Annotated in this window: 19 protein-coding genes; 18 read left to right on the top strand and 1 reads right to left on the bottom strand. The window is 64.5% G+C overall.

The genetic code is table 11. The features are described from left to right. The 15 genes from BHU15_RS25995 to BHU15_RS38605 all read left to right on the top strand — a co-directional run. Positions 1-327 (top strand): UTRA domain-containing protein (locus tag BHU15_RS25995; protein WP_141726887.1); only part of this gene is annotated, 327 nt, incomplete at its 5' end. A 154-nt stretch (positions 328-481) separates the two neighbouring features. After that, positions 482-955 (top strand): hypothetical protein, encoded by a 474-nt coding sequence (locus tag BHU15_RS25990; protein ID WP_141726886.1) that lies wholly within the window; start codon positions 482-484, stop codon positions 953-955. A 218-nt stretch (positions 956-1,173) separates the two neighbouring features. Next, entirely contained in the window at positions 1,174-1,524 is a 351-nt protein-coding gene (locus BHU15_RS25985) for an SCO3933 family regulatory protein (RefSeq protein WP_069629413.1), read from the top strand. A gap of 5 nt (positions 1,525-1,529) precedes the next feature. Beyond that, positions 1,530-2,903, top strand: coding sequence for an FtsK/SpoIIIE domain-containing protein (locus tag BHU15_RS25980; protein ID WP_069629412.1), 1,374 nt, complete (start codon positions 1,530-1,532; stop codon positions 2,901-2,903). A gap of 81 nt (positions 2,904-2,984) precedes the next feature. Further along, positions 2,985-3,602, top strand: coding sequence for a DUF2637 domain-containing protein (locus tag BHU15_RS25975; protein WP_069629411.1), 618 nt, complete (start codon positions 2,985-2,987; stop codon positions 3,600-3,602). Between the two features lie 16 nt (positions 3,603-3,618). Next, positions 3,619-3,804: a hypothetical protein gene (locus BHU15_RS25970; RefSeq protein ID WP_069629410.1), complete on the top strand. Its 186-nt coding sequence runs from the start codon at positions 3,619-3,621 to the stop codon at positions 3,802-3,804. Continuing rightward, entirely contained in the window at positions 3,804-3,995 is a 192-nt protein-coding gene (locus BHU15_RS25965; protein WP_069629409.1) for a mobile element transfer protein, read from the top strand. Before BHU15_RS25970 ends, BHU15_RS25965 begins: the two co-directional genes overlap by 1 nt. A 13-nt stretch (positions 3,996-4,008) precedes the next feature. After that, complete coding sequence (locus tag BHU15_RS25960) at positions 4,009-4,203, top strand: hypothetical protein (protein ID WP_069629408.1); 195 nt, start codon at positions 4,009-4,011, stop codon at positions 4,201-4,203. Between the two features lie 13 nt (positions 4,204-4,216). Further along, the gene (locus BHU15_RS25955) at positions 4,217-4,519 is read left to right on the top strand and encodes a SpdD protein (RefSeq protein WP_176582576.1); all 303 of its coding nucleotides are present in this window, start codon (positions 4,217-4,219) and stop codon (positions 4,517-4,519) included. Positions 4,520-4,664: 145 nt separating this feature from the next. Beyond that, complete coding sequence (locus BHU15_RS25950; protein ID WP_069629407.1) at positions 4,665-5,996, top strand: replication initiator; 1,332 nt, start codon at positions 4,665-4,667, stop codon at positions 5,994-5,996. Next, positions 5,977-6,165, top strand: coding sequence for a helix-turn-helix domain-containing protein (locus BHU15_RS25945; RefSeq protein ID WP_069629406.1), 189 nt, complete (start codon positions 5,977-5,979; stop codon positions 6,163-6,165). The genes BHU15_RS25950 and BHU15_RS25945 overlap by 20 nt, the downstream gene beginning before the upstream one ends. Then, positions 6,165-7,334 carry a site-specific integrase gene (locus tag BHU15_RS25940; protein WP_069629405.1) on the top strand — a complete coding sequence of 390 codons (1,170 nt, stop codon included), beginning with the start codon at positions 6,165-6,167 and terminating at the stop codon, positions 7,332-7,334. The genes BHU15_RS25945 and BHU15_RS25940 overlap by 1 nt, the downstream gene beginning before the upstream one ends. 1,339 nt (positions 7,335-8,673) lie before the next feature. After that, entirely contained in the window at positions 8,674-9,012 is a 339-nt protein-coding gene (locus BHU15_RS39810; RefSeq protein ID WP_141726885.1) for a CU044_2847 family protein, read from the top strand. 486 nt (positions 9,013-9,498) lie between these two features. Continuing rightward, complete coding sequence (locus BHU15_RS38610) at positions 9,499-10,332, top strand: AAA family ATPase (protein WP_171908447.1); 834 nt, start codon at positions 9,499-9,501, stop codon at positions 10,330-10,332. Positions 10,333-10,397: 65 nt separating this feature from the next. Further along, positions 10,398-12,686, top strand: coding sequence for a S8 family peptidase (locus BHU15_RS38605; RefSeq protein WP_171908446.1), 2,289 nt, complete (start codon positions 10,398-10,400; stop codon positions 12,684-12,686). Between the two features lie 355 nt (positions 12,687-13,041). Here BHU15_RS38605 and BHU15_RS25930 read toward each other — a convergent pair whose 3' ends face one another. Further along, the gene (locus tag BHU15_RS25930) at positions 13,042-14,136 is read right to left on the bottom strand and encodes a DUF1152 domain-containing protein (protein WP_255293214.1); all 1,095 of its coding nucleotides are present in this window, start codon (positions 14,134-14,136) and stop codon (positions 13,042-13,044) included. Positions 14,137-14,223: 87 nt separating this feature from the next. On the opposite strand from BHU15_RS25930, the gene BHU15_RS25925 reads away from it, so the two are divergent. The 3 genes from BHU15_RS25925 to BHU15_RS25915 all read left to right on the top strand — a co-directional run. Then, positions 14,224-14,964: a GntR family transcriptional regulator gene (locus BHU15_RS25925; RefSeq protein WP_069629402.1), complete on the top strand. Its 741-nt coding sequence runs from the start codon at positions 14,224-14,226 to the stop codon at positions 14,962-14,964. A gap of 350 nt (positions 14,965-15,314) precedes the next feature. Continuing rightward, the gene (locus tag BHU15_RS25920; RefSeq protein WP_069629415.1) at positions 15,315-15,698 is read left to right on the top strand and encodes an ATP-binding protein; all 384 of its coding nucleotides are present in this window, start codon (positions 15,315-15,317) and stop codon (positions 15,696-15,698) included. A 90-nt stretch (positions 15,699-15,788) separates the two neighbouring features. Next, positions 15,789-16,190: GntR family transcriptional regulator (locus tag BHU15_RS25915; protein WP_141726884.1), on the top strand; the 402-nt coding region annotated here is incomplete at its 3' end.

Raw genomic sequence — 16,190 nt, 5'->3', positions numbered from 1 at the left:
GAGGGAGAGGCCGTCGAACTCTCCTCGTCGTACTTCCCGGCCAGCCTGGTCGACGGCACGGAACTCAGTGGCTCGGCGCCGCTCGACGGGAGTCTTCGCGCGCATCTCGAAGCCCGGAAGAAGATCCGCTTCGACCACGTGACTGAGCGGGTGTCCGCGCGACTGCCGAGCGTGGAAGAGGCGGAGTTCCTGGGCTTGACCGAGGGGGCGCCCGTGCTCAGCGTGCTTGTCGTTGCCTGTGACGTGTCCGGAGAGGCCCTGCAAGTGACGGATGTGCTCCTTCCTGCCGATCGGCAGGAACTCGAAGATACCTACCGCCTTGGCTGAGACGCCTTCGCCCAGCCCTCTGTGCTGACGTTCGGCATGTACTCGTGTTCGCGGGGCCAGTTTCTTTACACTTCGACGCCGCAGATGCGGTCGAAAAGCGGAGCCGATAGCAGGCGCCCTACCGCAAACAGCACATCTCTCATAGCTTGCTCAAATGCAGTGGACGACGTTGGTGGCCACGATTCTTGGTGCGACCATCGCCATGGGTTCGACAGTCCTCGTGGAGGTCCGCAAAGATCGACGCGAGGCATCTGGTGAGTGGAGGCGCAACAAACGAGAGCTATACGGGGCCTACCTGGCCACCCTTGCGCAGGTTCGAAGCGAACTGCAGCTCCTTGTCCTCAACCGTTCTCTCCCCGACTCCGAGCGCATCGTCGTGGCTCGGCAGTCGTTCGCCAGATGCTACGAACTGCGCTATCAGCTTGAGGTTTTTGCGCCCAGCCAAGTTGTCGAGCCGGCCCTTGTGTACTTCCGCAGCGTTCGCCGTCTGAGAGACGCGACCGGCGAGGGGCTGGAGGACGGTACTGAGGAGTGTGCCCACATCTTCCGGGAGGTCATGAATGCTTTGGCGAACGTGAGAACTGCCATGCGTCTAGACATGGGCACAGATGCGCTGGCGACTGACTGAGCCGGACTATTCCGTCCGAAGCGCAAGGCGTCCCGACCGTTCTGGCCAGCCGTATCGCACCCATGACGGATCGCTAGCCAGCCCCCAGCCCAAGTTATCGGCACCACCGACTCAGTGCCGCCTAGGCGCTTGACAAGTCAACCTGGCATCTCTAACTTCATACTTGCTAAGTCAACCTGTCAAGCCATCTGACGGGTCCTCAACGAAGGAGAAGTTCTGTGCGTGCAATTCGTGTCGAGACCTCGTCCGCGACGATCTTGATGACTGAAGCTCCTGAGCCGAAGGTCAAGGACCGGCAGACGGGGGAGATCGCCAAGGACGCGGTCAGTGGCGAGGTGCTGATGAAGGTTGGCGTCGTCTACATCGATGAGGGGGAGTCCTCGCTCATCGCCGTGACCGTTCCTGAGAGCGGCGTGATTGACGGCCTGGCGGTTGGTGCGCCGGTCGCTCTGCCTGGGCTGGTCGCACGGCCGTGGGAGAGCGTCTTCAACGGCCAGGCGCGTCACGGCATCGCCTACCGCGCGGCTGCTGTGACTCCGGGCGCCTTCCCGGCCGGACGGGAGAGCTGATCTCCGTGTCCGACGTCCTGAACGTGGTCGAGCTGGGCGGGGCGCTCGCTGTCATAGCCGGGCTGCTCTACGCCAGGAAGGCGTACCCGGCCGTGTACTGGGTCCTCATCGGGCTGCCGCTGTCGGTGGTCCGGCTGATGGCCTCGTACGGCTCGACCATGGATGCCTGTGGGCTGACCGTCCAGCCGTCTCGGCTCCGCGCCGCGGCAGTCAGGGCCGTGACGCGGCGAGAGGTACGCCCGGTGCCTCCCCGTCGTGGTCTGCTGCGGCCGACCTCGACGGGGCTGCGGGTCCGACTTCGACTCGCTCCCGGTCAGGAACCGGCAGACGTGGCCGCCGCAACCGAACGGCTCCGGCACGCCTGGGGTGTTCACGCGGTGCACGTCGTGAGCGTCAAGCCGGGTGTGGTCGAGCTGAGGCTGGTCGGCTTCGATGTGCTGAGAAGCGTGAGAATGCCCCGCCGGGTCGAGCGTGACCTCCTGGCTGTCCCGGTGGCAGTGCGCGAGGATGCGACCGCGTTCGTTCGGGACTACCGGACCGTGCCTCACCAACTGGTGCTCGGCGCCACGCTGTCCGGCAAGTCCATGTTCCTGCGCAACCTGCTGACGGGACTGGCGGCCCAACCTGTCGCCATCGTAGGCATCGACTGCAAGCGCGGTGTGGAGCTGGCTCCGTTCGCTCCGCGGCTCTCGGCACTGGCCACCGAGCCGAGTGAGGCGGCGGCTCTGCTGCCGGTACTCGTCAAAGAGATGGAGTGCCGATACGACCTGATCAAGGCCCATCAAGGGGGCGGTCCTGGTGCCCTGGACGTAGAGATCACCTCGGACATCTGGGGTTTGCCGGACCACGTACGCCCGGCTCCGATCGTGCTCTTCGTGGACGAGGTTGCCGAGTTGTTCCTCGTTGCCACCCGCAAGGACGAAGACCGTCGCGACGAGATGGTGACCCAGTTGATCCGGCTTGCTCAGCTCGGCCGGGCGGCCGGCATCTATCTGGAGGTCTGCGGGCAGCGCTTCGGCGCTGAACTGGGGAAGGGCGCGACCATGCTCCGGGCCCAGTTGACTGGCCGCGTCTGCCACCGGGTCAACGACGAGGCGTCCGCCAAAATGGCCCTCGGCGACATCGCCCCCGAAGCGGTCTACGTCGCCGCTGCCATCGCTCCCGATCTGCCTGGCCTCGCCGTCGTCGGCGACTCCTCCGGCGGCTGGACCCGCATCCGAACCCCGTACCTGTCGCTCTCCGACGCTGCGGCCCTCTGCCGTGGCATGGCCGAACTGATCCCCGACGTACCGGCGTTGAAGCCCTTCCAGCCATACGTATCGTCCTCGCGTCTCGCGACGCTGGTTCCGCTGACCAAGCCTCGTCCGGCCACCGGCTGACAGCTCCCGCACACGGGTCGGTGCGACCGCATCGTGCCCCGTCCCTACCCCGCCCATGCCCAAAACGGGAGGAGCCGAGCCGTGCCCGCACTGCCGATCCGTGTAGACGCCGTACTGATCCAAGCGGTCATCGCCGCCGCCCTGTCCTTCGCGCACCTTCATGACTTGGCGGTGGCCGCCGGACAGGACGGCTGGAAAGCCTGGGCCTACCCGATCAGCGTCGACCTCCTTTTGGTGGCGGCCTGGAAACGGCTGCGCTCGGGACAGTCCAAAGCCGCCGGGTGGTCCTGGTTCCTCATCGCGCTCGCCGCCAGTCTCGGCGCGAACGTCGCCACCGCCGGACTGCTCGACCTCGACAACGTCCCGGCCTGGCTACGTATCACCGTGGCGGGTTGGCCGGCGGTCGCCTTCCTCGGCGGCACGCTGCTCGCCCACGGCCCGGCTACGACACCTGCGGAAGCCGCTCCGGACGAAACCCCGGCGGACAGGGCCCCGGAGCTGCAACTCGCCCTCGATCAGGCCCCTGAACCCGCTGCCCGGCCTGCCGACCGGGTCCCGGCCGCCCTGGTCGACCACGCCCGAAAGGTCGCCGCGGAACACCACACCCGCACCGGAACGCCCATCGACACCGACACCCTCCGCGCCCGCCTCGGCGTCCCGGCACCGCTCGCCGCCGCCATCGCCGCCCGCCTCAACTGACCGACAAGGAAGCCTCTTGCGACCGTCCACCCTCCGCGCCCTCCAGCGCGCTGCCGAACTGACCCGCCAGAACCACTTCACCGAGGCCCTGTTCGTCGCTGAGCCGGTGATTCTCACCGCCGACGACCAGGAGGGCGCCGAGATCCGTCGCTGGCTCATCGAGCACACCGCCGACTTCACCGGAGAGAAGGGAACCAACTGATGCCCGCGCAACCGCGCTTCCGCCGTGTGACCCGTATCGGGCTCGTCCAGGTCGCCACGTACTACGACGACCGGGGCCGCGAGAAGCACACCGCCGCCTGTACCGCTCCGCGCTGCGGCTTCTCCACGGAGTACGACGCGCGCAGTGCCGCCGAGCTGGCCGCCCGCACGCACCGCTGTTCCGTCCGCTGACAGGAGCCGATCCGTGAACGTCTCCCTGCCCCTCGTATTCGTCCTGGGCGTCGTCGCCTGGGCCGCGATCAAGTTCCTCGGCATTCGCCTCTGGGTGGCCGTCGTCATCGCCCTATTCGGCTTCTGGCTCTCGGAAACCTTCCTCGCCCCGGCGATCGAGTCCGGCACACGCACCGACGTCGATGTCGTCAACGACACCAACGACTGAGAGGACAACCGCCATGCTGCTTCGCCCGAAACTGCCCAACGTCGCGCCCACTCCCACAACACACGTGATCACATCGGCCGTTTCCTCCCGGCCTCATCACGTTCCTGCGAACTGCTCGTGCCCGCACGCTCCGGCGACCTCCGCCGGCCGCTCCGTCGCCCCGTACGTCGGGCTCGGAGTCGGGGCCGTCGCCGCCGTGCTCGTCGTCGGTGTGGTGCTGACGGCGCTTCTGGCCACCGTCGCGGTCACGGCCGTCTCCGTCTCCATCGCGGCCCTGGTGCTGCGCTCCCTGCTCAACGGCGCTCGCACGCGCTGACCGGCCTGCCGGGGCAGCCTCGATACCGCCAAGCATCCGCCGCCCCCGGCAGGCCCTTCCCCTTCGACCGGACACAGATGTCAGACAAAGGAGAAGCACCATCATCACGCGCGACACCGCACCCGTACGCACCGAACTGCGTCGCCTGGCCACGTACGGGCAACTGCCCGGACTCCTGCGCCAGCTCTCCACCCTCGGCGGCTGCTCCCGTCCCATCCGTCTGACCGGGCACCGCACGGAACACCACGTCGACACCCGGACGGGCGAGATCGGCGCCGTCCTTCACCACCTCGACTCGAACGCGCTCCCGGCCGGACAGCTCCTCGTCCGGTGCAACAACCGCCGCGTCACCCGCTGCGCCACCTGCGCCGAGACCTACCGCCGCGACACCTACCACCTGATCACCGCCGGACTACGCGGCGGCAAAGGCACGAACGAACAGGTCGCCACACACCCCCGCGTCTTCGCGACCTTCACCGCACCCAGCTTCGGCCCCGTCCACAACCGCCCCACCGGCCGACCCGCCTGCCGATGCGGCACCGCCCACCCCACCGACGATCCCGCCCTCGGAACACCGCTCCACCCCGACTCCTACGACTACGAAGCCGCGGTGCTCTGGAACGCCCACGCCGGGGCTCTGTGGCGGCGCTTCACCATCTACCTCCGCCGCGAGATCGCCAAGCGCGCCGGACTCACCCAACGCGCCTTCCGCCAGAACGCCCGCGTCTCCTTCGCCAAGGTCGCCGAGTACCAACGACGCGGCGCCGTCCACTTCCACGCCGTCATCCGACTCGACGGCCACGACGGCGCCAACACCCCACCCCCGGCATGGGCCACCCCGCAACTCCTCACCGACGCCATCGAATCCGCCACCCGAGCCGCCACCGTCACGGGCCCGACCCTCGACGGCCACCCGCACCGGTTCACCTTCGGCCGCCAGCTCGACGTACGCGTCATCCGCTCCGCCGACTTCGCGGGCGGCACCGAACTCACCGACCGCGCCGTGGCCGGCTACATCGCCAAGTACGCCACCAAGGGCGCCGAGACCGCGACCGGCACCCTCGACCACCGCATCCGGCTCCTGGCCGAACTCGCCCACACCGACCTCACCGACCACGCCCGCCGCCTCGTCCGCACCTGCTGGGACCTCGGCGCCCGCCCCGACCTCGCCCACCTCCGCCTCCGCGCCTGGGCACACATGCTCGGCTTCCGGGGCCACTTCTCCACCAAGACCCGCCGCTACTCCACCACCCTGAGCACCCTCCGCCAGGCCCGCGCCGAATGGCAACGCCTCCAAGCCGCACTCACACGCGGCGAAGACGCCCACGCCCCCACGCCCACCACCCTCGTCCTCTCCCGCTGGGACTACACCGGAACCGGACTCACCAGCGACGAAGCCTGGCTCACCGACCAACTCCACGCAGACCGAACGAGCCCGCCCCGGAAGGAGCCGCAGCATGAGCAGAGCCACCACTGAGCTTCTGACCGTGCCTGACGTCATGGCACAGCTCCAAGTCGGACGCTCAAAGGTCTACGACCTGATCCGCACGCAGCGGCTTGCCTCCATCAAGATCGATGGCGCTCGCCGCATACCGGCCGAGGCCGTACGCGACTTCATCCAGGGCCAGTTGGCGGGGGCCGCCTGATGACCAAGCGCCGAAGCCGTGGTGACGGCGGACTGCATTGGGACGAGAAGCGACAGCGGTGGATTGCCACGGCGAACCTCGGTTTTGATCCGAGCGGGAAGCGGATCGTGAAGCGGGGGAGTGGCAGGACCAAGACGGAGGCGAAGAACAAGCTCAAAGAGGTGCTGCGGGACCATGAGGACGGTCTCGCTATCGCGCCCACCAACTACACGGTCAAGGACGCGGTCACTGACTGGCTCGCCTACGGGCTGGCCGGCCTCGACCCTCGCACCGTCGAGACCACCACGCTCCTGAGCGAGAAGCACGTCATCCCGTCGCTGGGCGCTCGCAAGCTCCGTGACCTCAGCGCGGAGGACGTCGATCGCTGGCTGGCAGTCAAGGCGAAGACGCTCAGTACACGCACGCTCCAGGGTCTTCATTCCTGCCTGAACCGCTCGGTGAAGCGGGCCATGGCGCGGGACAAGGTGAAGCGGAACGTTGTCGGGCTGTGCTCGGTGCCTCAAGGGCAGGCGGGGCGGCCGTCCAAGGCGCTCACCTTCGCTCAGGCTGAGGCAGTGCTGATAGGGGCCGCAGGGACCTCCATGCACGCGTACATCGTTGTCGCGCTGCTGACCGGGGCGCGTACGGAAGAACTGCGAGCTCTCACCTGGGATCACGTCTTCCTGAGTGGGCGGCCGGACTACGAGCCGTCCCAGCCTCCACATATCGCTGTCTGGCGGTCGGTCCGGCGGAGCGGGGACACCAAGACCCGGAAGTCCCGGCGCACGCTTGCCCTGCCGGCGCGCTGCGTCGAAGCGCTCTGGCAACAGTTCGAGGATCAGGGGTGGGACCGGCTCGCCGCCGATGACCAGTGGGAGGAGAACGGACTCGTCTTCTCCTCAGCCATCGGCAAGTCGCTCGACGCGGCCAACGTCCGCCGCGCCTTCCGGCAGGCGCTCAAAGACGTCGACGGGATCGACGCCGCTGAGTGGACGCCTCGGGAACTACGGCACAGCTTCGTGTCGCTGCTCTCCGACCGGGGTGTCCCCCTGGAGGAGATCTCCCGGCTCGTCGGGCACTCCGGGACGGCCGTCACCGAGGAGGTATACCGGAAGCAGATCCGGCCTGTCATCCAGACTGGCGCCGTCGTCATGGATGGCATCTTCGGGGCGGATCGACGGAAGCCGTAGGCACTCAGCAATCGTTAGTCACGCAGATATACACGCACCAACGTCAGAGGGCCCTTACCGATTCGATAAGGGCCCTCTGACCTGCTATTTGGCTGTCGGGGTGGCGGGATTTGAACCCACGACCTCTTCGTCCCGAAGCAACTTGGGTAGGGGCGCTGCCTTGGGCTGGTGCAGCCTTCACCTGCGCTAATGGTCCGCAGACATCCACGCTCGTCCGCCGCTGTTCGTCGGCGTTGTCACGCAGTTAGACACTCACCCCGCGCCTCCTGCGCACTTCATGTCCGCCCCTGCTTGGCTTGCTGCTCAGCTCGCCCCAGCCCGGTTGCGGCCTCGCCCGCAGCCGTCCCTGCGGCAGTTGGTGGCCGTACGCGTGCACCGTGTTGGCTGGAGGGATCACGGCCGATGATGCGCCGATGCGTGGGATCGATCTCCACTGTGCCCGTTCCTGGCCGCCACACAGGGGATGGCGCAGTCGACCAGTCGGGTGCACCAGGGTACGGAGCCTTCAGAGTCTTCTCGCCCATTCCGTGGTGGAAGCCTCCACACACGCAGTCGCACGGCGTATGCGGTGACGCCAGTGCGCAGCTGGCTGATCCGCAGAATGCTGTCCCGCTGTCGTCTGGGTGGTACAGGCACAGTCGGGGTGTGCACGGGGTCTGTAGGTACCAGTCCTGGCCTGCCAAGGCTCCGGTGAGTTCCCGGTCCAGAACGGCGAGCATGATCGGTATGACGTCCTCGCGCACGGCCGTGCTGCACCAGTAGCTCACGGGTGGCGCATTGCCGAAGACTGCGTCTCGGTAGCCGGAGGCAAACGTCCGCGCCGCTGCGTGGTTGCTGATCGCGCACAGGTCAGTGCTGAGGCCCATCGGACGAAAGTCGCCCTTCGCCATGGAGTCATCAGAGAGATGGACCCACTTGCTTCCTGAAGCCCGAATCTCGACGGCACCGCCGTTGATCTCGGCCCACTCACGAACCATGCCGACCAGCGTGGTCCTCGTATCGCGTCCGTCGGCGAGACGCCGCTGTTCGGCCGGCACCTTGGCAAGGATGCGCGCGATCGCCTCCTCGACCTGCTTGACAGAGCGAGAGCCCCAAGACGACATGCCAGATGACGAGTTCAACCATTCCCCTTGACGCGTGCCCGTGGTAATCACCTCCGCCTTGTCCGCTGCACGACGGGTGGGCTTCGCACCTACCCCAGCCTCACCGTGCCTACGCGGATGGACGTACGGATCACCACCTGGCGCTCTGGGATGGCTCATCGCACCAAATGGGCCCATGTCGAGGCGACTTACGGGATCATGTAGGTCAGCAGTCATCAGTCTTGAGTGGGGGATCTGTGTATAAAGAGGTCGAGTCTGCCGGAGGCAACTCCTTCTTCCTGGTCGAAGTCACGCCCCTGACAGTTGAGAACTTCGATCAGTCGAAGCTGCTCCGAGGTGCTGGTCGTCCAGCCCAACAGGCACTTAGCGGGCTTCGGGACGTGGGCGAGGCGATCGTGCAGACCTGCGAAGACGTATCGGCAGCCATTCGCGGCCGGTTCGGCGACTCGCAGCCAAACGAGTTGGAGGTCACCTTCGGCGTATCTCTGTCCGGCGAGGCGGGAGTGCCGCTGGTGGGAAAGGTCAGGGCTGACTCCACCTTCGAGGTCCGTGCTAAGTGGACGCCATCAACGTAGACCGGTGCGTCAACACGTCCGGACCCCTGCGTGGTAAATCTAGCCTCATTGAGTGATGTCTGTGAACCAGGGGGGGCATCCCCCCTGGTTGTTGCTATTCCCTCTTGGTAACCTCCCGGCATGGGTGCGTCAGCGTGGCAGGATAGAGCAGGCCTCAGTCCGACTGAGAGGGCACTCCTTGAGTTGATGGATGCTGGCCTCAGGGCTGACACTCAGGCTGTTCGTGAGCTGTGTCGGCGGCTCATGCGGCGTCCACCCGAAGATGCGCAGCACGCTGTGACTCTGCGTGCGGAACTGAGGGCTTTGCTTACAGCTTCGCAGGGTCAGAGCCCTCTCCGAGGCGTCGACGTGGCGCAAGGTACCGGAACGGAGACTTCGGAGGCGGTACGCCTTCCGCGAGATCCTGAGACCAACCAAGTGTTGCTACGTGTGGCTGAAACCGCCCCGAGCTATGGCCCCGTTTTGGACGAGAGCACGCGACAGCGTGTGGATGTTCTCGTTGCTGAACGCCCGGTGCGTGAAGCACTGGTGGACGTTGGGCTGCAGCCTTCACGTAGCGTCCTTCTTAGTGGGCCGCCTGGCGTCGGTAAGACTCTCACCGCATCGCATATCGCCAGCCAAATGAAACAGACGCTCTTGGTCGTTGACTTGGCTTCGGTAATGTCCAGCTATCTAGGACGCACTGGGCGTAATCTTCGAGCAGTCCTGGATTTCGCTGCGCAGAATGAATGCGTACTATTCATTGATGAATTTGATGCTTTGGCAAAGCGTCGCGAAGATGATTCGGATGTTGGTGAACTTAAGAGGCTGGTCAATGTTCTTCTGCTGGAACTTGATCGTTGGCCGGCTGGAAGTTTCCTGATTGCCGCTACGAACCATAAAGAACTATTGGATTCTGCAATCTCCCGGCGGTTTGATGTCCTGATAGAGCTGCCTCTTCCGGCCATTGGTGAGAGAAAGCTTCTGATTTCATCTCTGCCTGCAATTGTTTCCTCCGCAGTGTCCGCCGACACTTGCGGCCTAATGGCCCTGGCGACGGACGGCCTATCACATTCGGACATCGTACGCTTGTGTAACGGCATCGCCCGGGAATCGATCGTGCGCGAAGGGGATCTAGCTTCCCTTGAGGAAGGCCTTGTGCGTCTCGCTCTATCAAAACTGCGCGAGGCGGCTAGCGAGGATGCAAACATCCGAGAACAGGTGGCGGTGGCGGCCAGTGTGTACCTAGGGCTTTCAAATCGGAAGATCGCAAGCATCCTCGGTGTGAGTCACCCGACTATCAGTAGGGCAATTTCGGCATCCCAGGAGCGCAAGCAGTAGTGACTTAGCTTGGGGGGAAAATGAGTAAGGGACCTGGCGGACGCATCCTCGTAGGAGGAGAGCACATGTCGGAGATGATTGATAGGGCGGGTGGAGGGGGCAGCAAGTATCACCCATACACATTAGCGGATTCGCAAAGAATCCTTGGCCCGCAGGCCCAAGCGCTACGTAACACTGCGCGCGCTTTAGATGAAAAATTGCGCGCGGACCATGTGGTCTTTGAGGTAAAACTCCTGCCGAATTACTTAGCAAATAGCTATTTCCCAGAAAAGCTAATAAGGTTGCTTGGGCTCACTGCCCTAGGGTCCCGTTCTGCCACAGGCGATTTGGTGCTGCGCAGTCGAACGGAAGTCGATGTCCCGACCAAATCGCTAATCGTTGCTGGCGATAATCACAGCCTTGAGTGGCTGACTCATATTCTCTCAGGGAGTGCTCTGGATCGCCGAGAAAAGGGAGTCGCAGAAGAGCTTAGGAGATTCTCTAATATACATCTCCCACGAGTGGCTGAAGTCGTCAAAGGGGCGACAAATGCCGGTGCGGAACACGCCAAGGAGCGTGAGGCATTCGAAGCAGTTCTTCACCCCGACCCTGATCTTCCTGGGATTTCACGACGACCCCTATCGGGCGCGGTTTTCGAGAAGTTTGAGCGGTACATTCGAAGCCTCGGAGGTGAAGTCGTCAGTGATAGGCGTGACGTTGTAGGCGGACTGACCTTCGTCCCGGTCTTCCTTCCTTCAGGGAAAGCGAAAGAAGCGGCAGCTTTCAATCCGCTGCGTTCCATAAGGAAGATGCCGCGCATCCGTCCTGTGCCTGCCCTGCCGTTACGATCGGCCCCTGGTGTTTCGCAACCAGCACCGCCGCCCGCTGAGCCTGATGCTCCTGAGGTGCTCATCTTCGACGCCGGAGTTGACGTTGCCGGCGACTTCTTCGCAGGTTCTGTGAATCAGGTAGACCTGACTGAGAAGCCAGCTTTTCCAGGATGCATAGAACATGGAAGCGCCGTGACGGGCGCTATCCTCTACGGCAATGTTGATGCGGGAAGCCGTTTGCAGTCTCCGCAGGTGCGTGTGACTCACTTCCGCTGCATTCCCGGGCATGATAATGACGGTGTCGAGCTTTATTGGCTTCTGGAACAAATTCAGAAGCGGGTGGCGGACAGTGATGCAATGATCGTTAACCTCAGCCTGGGACCAGAGGTTCCAGTGGACGACGGTGAGTCGCATCGTTGGACGGCTGTGTTGGATGCACTGGCGTATGAAAGGGATATTCTCTTCGTTGTCGCTGCCGGAAATAATGGGGAGGAGACTGATGAAGGAGGTAACCGAGTTCAAGTGCCCGCCGATATGGCTAATGGGCTTAGTGTAGGTGCTTGCGATCGCCCCCACCCGGAAATGATGTGGTCAAGGCCGCCATATAGCGCCGTTGGCCCAGGTCGGCCGGGGGCGACGGTCCAGCCGACTGTACTGGCTTACGGAGGAGACGCTGAACGCCCATTTGCGCGACTGATGGGCAATGGGCGGCTTTCCTACGATTGGGGTACCAGCTATGCCGCACCTCTTGCTGCGCATGGTCTAGCTAAGCTCAGCACTCAGTTAGGTGACCGCTGTAGCGCCTCTGCCCTACGAGCTTTCGCAATTCATTTTGCGGAGCCGCACGCAGATCCGAGTCTTATGTTGGAATCGGGGCACGGAAGAATTCCGGTGGATTATTCGAACGCGCTCGTTTGTTCTGACCGGCAGGTGACAGTGCTTTACCAGGCCTCAATTGAACGGGATCAGATACTTGGATTTACGTTGCCGGTCCCTGGAGGGATTGACAGGGGGAAAGTGAAGGTGAAATGGACAATATCCTACGCCTCGCCCACCGATCCAACAGAGGCTGTGGAGTACACCGAATCGGGTTTGGAGTTCACGCTGCGCCCCCACTCGGAAGTGTACAGTTTTCGGGATCCTGAAAACCCGAGGCGTACGGTCAAGGTAAATATTCAAGAGGATGCGGATCGCGTAGCAGACCTTCGTGAAGAGGGTTGGAAAATGAGCCAGCAGCCAAGTACTCGTTCGCAGAAGGTCGGTCCAAAAGCTTCGGAATCTAGCCGTCGTCGAGGAGGGAAGTGGGAGACAATCATGCAGGGGCAGGATTGCCTAATGGCGAAAGGCCTTCATCTGCCACGGCTCGACATCGAATTCCTTACGCGTGAAGGGGGATTATTGACGAGGAATTCTCCGCCTGTGGATTTTTCGTTGGTTGTCACCGTCGAGTCGCTTTCCGGGCTTCCGGTGTATGAACTGGCAAAGGTTGACTTTCCTGTGCTTTCAGAGTTGCCGGTTCCCGTTCCGGTACGGCTTCGCACGTAGGTCGGTGGAGCGGCTTTGGCCGGTGTCCTGCCCGGTTTGGGGTCGGGCATGATCAGGGGGCCGTACGCTGGCCGGCAACTCGGGCAGGCTGTGCCCCTGCCCGGAATTTGAACGAGTGGCCTCCTGGTCGTGCTCGACGCGGGACCCGAACCGGGGAGGTGGCTAAAGCCGTGGAGCCGACCGCCCCAGCCACAGCGGGCTTCTCCCCACTGCTGGCGTTCGCTCTTCAGTCGCGCGACCGGCGTAGCCGGGGCCCGGAGCGGGGCGGAGACAGGAGCGGCGGGACCCGGCGGGAAGCCGGGGAGCGCGCGGCGAGCGGAGCGAGGCGCCTTGAAACCGTAGAGAAAGTTGTTACTCAGGCTTCGGGGCGGATGCGCCAGAGCGGCGGTTGGTACTGCTCTCGGCGGGAGTTGAGCAGGAGGTTCCTGAGGTCCTGGCGCTGGTTGCCGTGCAGGTCGAGGGCTTCTGTGAGGTGGCGGAACGTTGTGTGGGTGATTCCGCGGCTGCGCGCCTTGGCCTCGAACTGGTCGAGTTGGTGGAGCGTCGTCTCTGGGACGAGCTTCTGCTCCTGTCGAGTGCCGAGCCAACTGGCCTTGTTGCGTTCGTAGTCGATCTCTGAGTAGCCGCAGATTTCTCGGCTGTGCTGCTCCGCCTCTTCAAGAGTCTGCGTTGTGAGGATGGCTCGGGCGAGCTGGTTGCGGTCGAGAGCGTCGTCTAGGTCGGCTTCGTGGACGGTGGGGCCCTCGTCGGTCAGAGGAATCGGCAGGCCGGCATCTCTGACCTCGCACAGGCCGCGGAGCCCTCGTGCTGTGGCTGCGAGCATCCCCGTTGCTTCGGATGGGTGCCACTCCAGGACAGAGCTGATGGGCTCGACGTGTTCGGCAGTGAGGGTGAGCATGGTAGGGCCCATGCGGTCGTGAAGAAGGTCGGCGGGCAATTCACCGTCCAGGCCGGGGCCGGCGACCAGAAGCCGTACGGGTGCGTTGACTTCGCAGCAGGCAGCGAGGGGCAGTGCGTCGGCCAAGGGGCTGCGGAGCGTGGGTTCGTCGCCGTGGGCCAGGATGTCGCCGCCGACGTCCAAGAGATCGATCGACTCAGGGGCAAGGTGCTCGATGAGTTCTTCGAGCTGGCGCGTGATGCCCTCGACGCCTTGGTGTGGGTCGATCAGGGCGAGTGTCTGGGGCAGTTCGGCCGCCAGCCGGGGGAGCGTCGAGCCTGCGGGGGCTACTGGCCGGGCGCCTGCGAGCACAGCCTGGACGCTTTTGGTGAGCGGGCGCAGTCCGGTGAAATCGGCCGGCCCTCGTGGGCCCGGTAGCGGATCGATCAGGAGGCGGTCCCATGCGTACGTGAGGATCACCGCCGGGTCTGAGTCGCCGTAGAGAGCGGCGTCGAGCATTGAGGCGGCGACGGCGTCGCCCCCTCCTCCTGCTGCAACGATCAAGCGGGTCACGCGTGCCAGCGTACGGGGAACGGGGCTAGCCACTCACTCTATAGTGGCTACTGGTAATAGCCACCTGGACAGCGGGGAGGGGGTCGTATGCCGAAGATCGAGGAAGCTCAGCCCAAGTACTTGCAGATCGCGCACCACATCCGTGATCAGATCCTGCGGGGTGATTTGCGGCCTGGCGATGAGGTTCCGTCGGAGCGCCAACTCGCGGCCTCCTGGAAGGTGTCCCGGCCAACGGCCGCGCGTTCGCTGGAAGCTCTGAGTCATCAGGGCCTGGTCGAGAAGCGGCAGGGCTCGGGCACGTATGTCCGTAGCCTGGAAGTGAACCGCCGCGCCCGTGAGTTGTACGGCCGAGCCAAGCAGACAGGCAAGATCTACACACCCGGTGAGTACGCGGTGATCACCTCGGCCGGCTGGCTGGAGGCCCCCGACTATGTGGCGGAGGCCCTGGGCCTGGCGGTGGGTGCCCGAGCTGTTCACCGTCGGCGTGTGACCAACAACGACTCGGGGCCCATCACTCTTTCCACCTCTTGGTTCGGGCCTGACGTCGGAGAGCGGGCGCCGAAGCTTCGTGATCCTGACCGGATTCGGGAAGGCACGCTCATGTACGTGGAGAGCGTGACCGGTCGGCAGGGCAGCTACGCCGAGGATCGTATGTGCGCCCGATCATCGACGGAAGATGAAGCCGCCGATCTTGAACTGGCGCCCGGTGCAGCCGTGTTGATCGTCCATCACGTCGTCTACGACCTGCAGGATCGACCGCTGGAGTTCGCCGAAGCCACGTACCCGCCGGAGCGTTGGGCGTTCGAACAGGGCTACCCGATCGTGTAGTTGGGCGGTGTCTCTTTGCGTGAAACGCTTGCGACTCCAAGTGGCTAATGCCACTATCCAGTAAGTGGCTAAGGCCACTTACTGAAGGGGGCGCGGCTCGTGAGTCAGGGGCATGCGGAGCCACGGCGCGTGACGCAAGAGGCGGCATGCCGTGCGTGCAGGGGTCGGGGCTGGAAGCGCGTCGGCTCGCGTGCCTCCTTGGCGCTCTCTGCCGCTGACGCTCGCGCCCGTGTCACACCGAAACGGCGCTGCCTGGATTGTGGTGGCACCGGCAGAGAGGAGCGGTGCGAGTGAACGAGGTGGTGGATGGTCCTGAGGGGAGCGACAAGGAGTCGGCGCTGGTCGGGAGCATGACGCTGTATCCGGTGCCTGAGTCGGTGGCACGCGCCCGACGTTGGTTCCGCAAGTTCATCAGCCCCTACGCGCCGGCCTGTTCGATCGATGACTGTGTGCTGATGATCTCGGAACTCGTCACGAACGCGGTCCTGTACGGGGAGGCTGAGGACTCCTGGCGGGTGCGCGTCGAGTGGTGGCGGGTGGGGGAGTCCCTGCTCGTGGACGTGCACAACCCAGGATTTCCGGCCCAGGTGCGGATAAGGCGACCTGATGCCAGTGACGCGCACGGGCGGGGGCTCCTCCTGGTCGACGCGCTGTCGGACTCGTGGAGCGCCGGCCCGAGCCGGTTCGGCGGCACGCGGGTCTCGTTCCGGATCGACGGTGCTTGGAAGCGCTGACCTGGTGACGCCAGGGGCTCGTGACGTCATGACGTCACAGGGGTAGGCTGCTTGACAAGTTGACTTGGCGGATTCCGACTAGGCGGGACTATGGCGTACGAAGTGGCCGCACCGAAGTACGTGCGGCTGGCGCAGACGCTCCAGGGTCGGATCAAAGACGGCACGTATCCGCCCGGCACGCTCCTTCCCAGTGAGAATCAGCTGGTCCAAGCCTTCGGCATGTCCCGACCGACTGTTGTTCGGGCGCTGGAGCTCCTGAAGAGAGACGGCTGGTTGGAGTCTCGGCAGGGGTACGGCACGATCGTCCGCGGGCGCCCGGAAGCGGTTGAGCAGAAAGACCAACGCGGCCGTGAAGCGCTGGAGCGTGACGAATCGAGTCCGTCCGGTCGACTGGTCCACGTAGGGCAGGTGCCCGTACCGCCGCGCGTCGCTTCGATCCTCGGAGTGCCCAAGCGGGCCAAGGTTCTCGTGCGGCGACTGCTGATCGAGGAT

Origin of the sequence: Streptomyces niveus, from assembly GCF_001723055.1 — a bacterium.
GTDB lineage: Bacteria > Actinomycetota > Actinomycetes > Streptomycetales > Streptomycetaceae > Streptomyces > Streptomyces niveus.
Note: the sequence above shows the minus strand (reverse complement) of the source record. Positions and strands in the feature narration are given on the sequence as shown.

Bases quoted from the DNA above. Each gene is read 5' to 3' on its own strand.
- BHU15_RS25965 (WP_069629409.1), top strand. From the start codon at position 3,804: ATGCCCGCGCAACCGCGCTTCCGCCGTGTGACCCGTATCGGGCTCGTC.
- BHU15_RS25990 (WP_141726886.1), top strand. From the start codon at position 482: ATGCAGTGGACGACGTTGGTGGCCACGATTCTTGGTGCGACCATCGCC.
- BHU15_RS25945 (WP_069629406.1), top strand. From the start codon at position 5,977: ATGAGCAGAGCCACCACTGAGCTTCTGACCGTGCCTGACGTCATGGCA.
- BHU15_RS25925 (WP_069629402.1), top strand. From the start codon at position 14,224: ATGCCGAAGATCGAGGAAGCTCAGCCCAAGTACTTGCAGATCGCGCAC.
- BHU15_RS38605 (WP_171908446.1), top strand. From the start codon at position 10,398: ATGTCGGAGATGATTGATAGGGCGGGTGGAGGGGGCAGCAAGTATCAC.
- BHU15_RS25955 (WP_176582576.1), top strand. From the start codon at position 4,217: ATGCTGCTTCGCCCGAAACTGCCCAACGTCGCGCCCACTCCCACAACA.
- BHU15_RS25920 (WP_069629415.1), top strand. From the start codon at position 15,315: ATGACGCTGTATCCGGTGCCTGAGTCGGTGGCACGCGCCCGACGTTGG.
- BHU15_RS25940 (WP_069629405.1), top strand. From the start codon at position 6,165: ATGACCAAGCGCCGAAGCCGTGGTGACGGCGGACTGCATTGGGACGAG.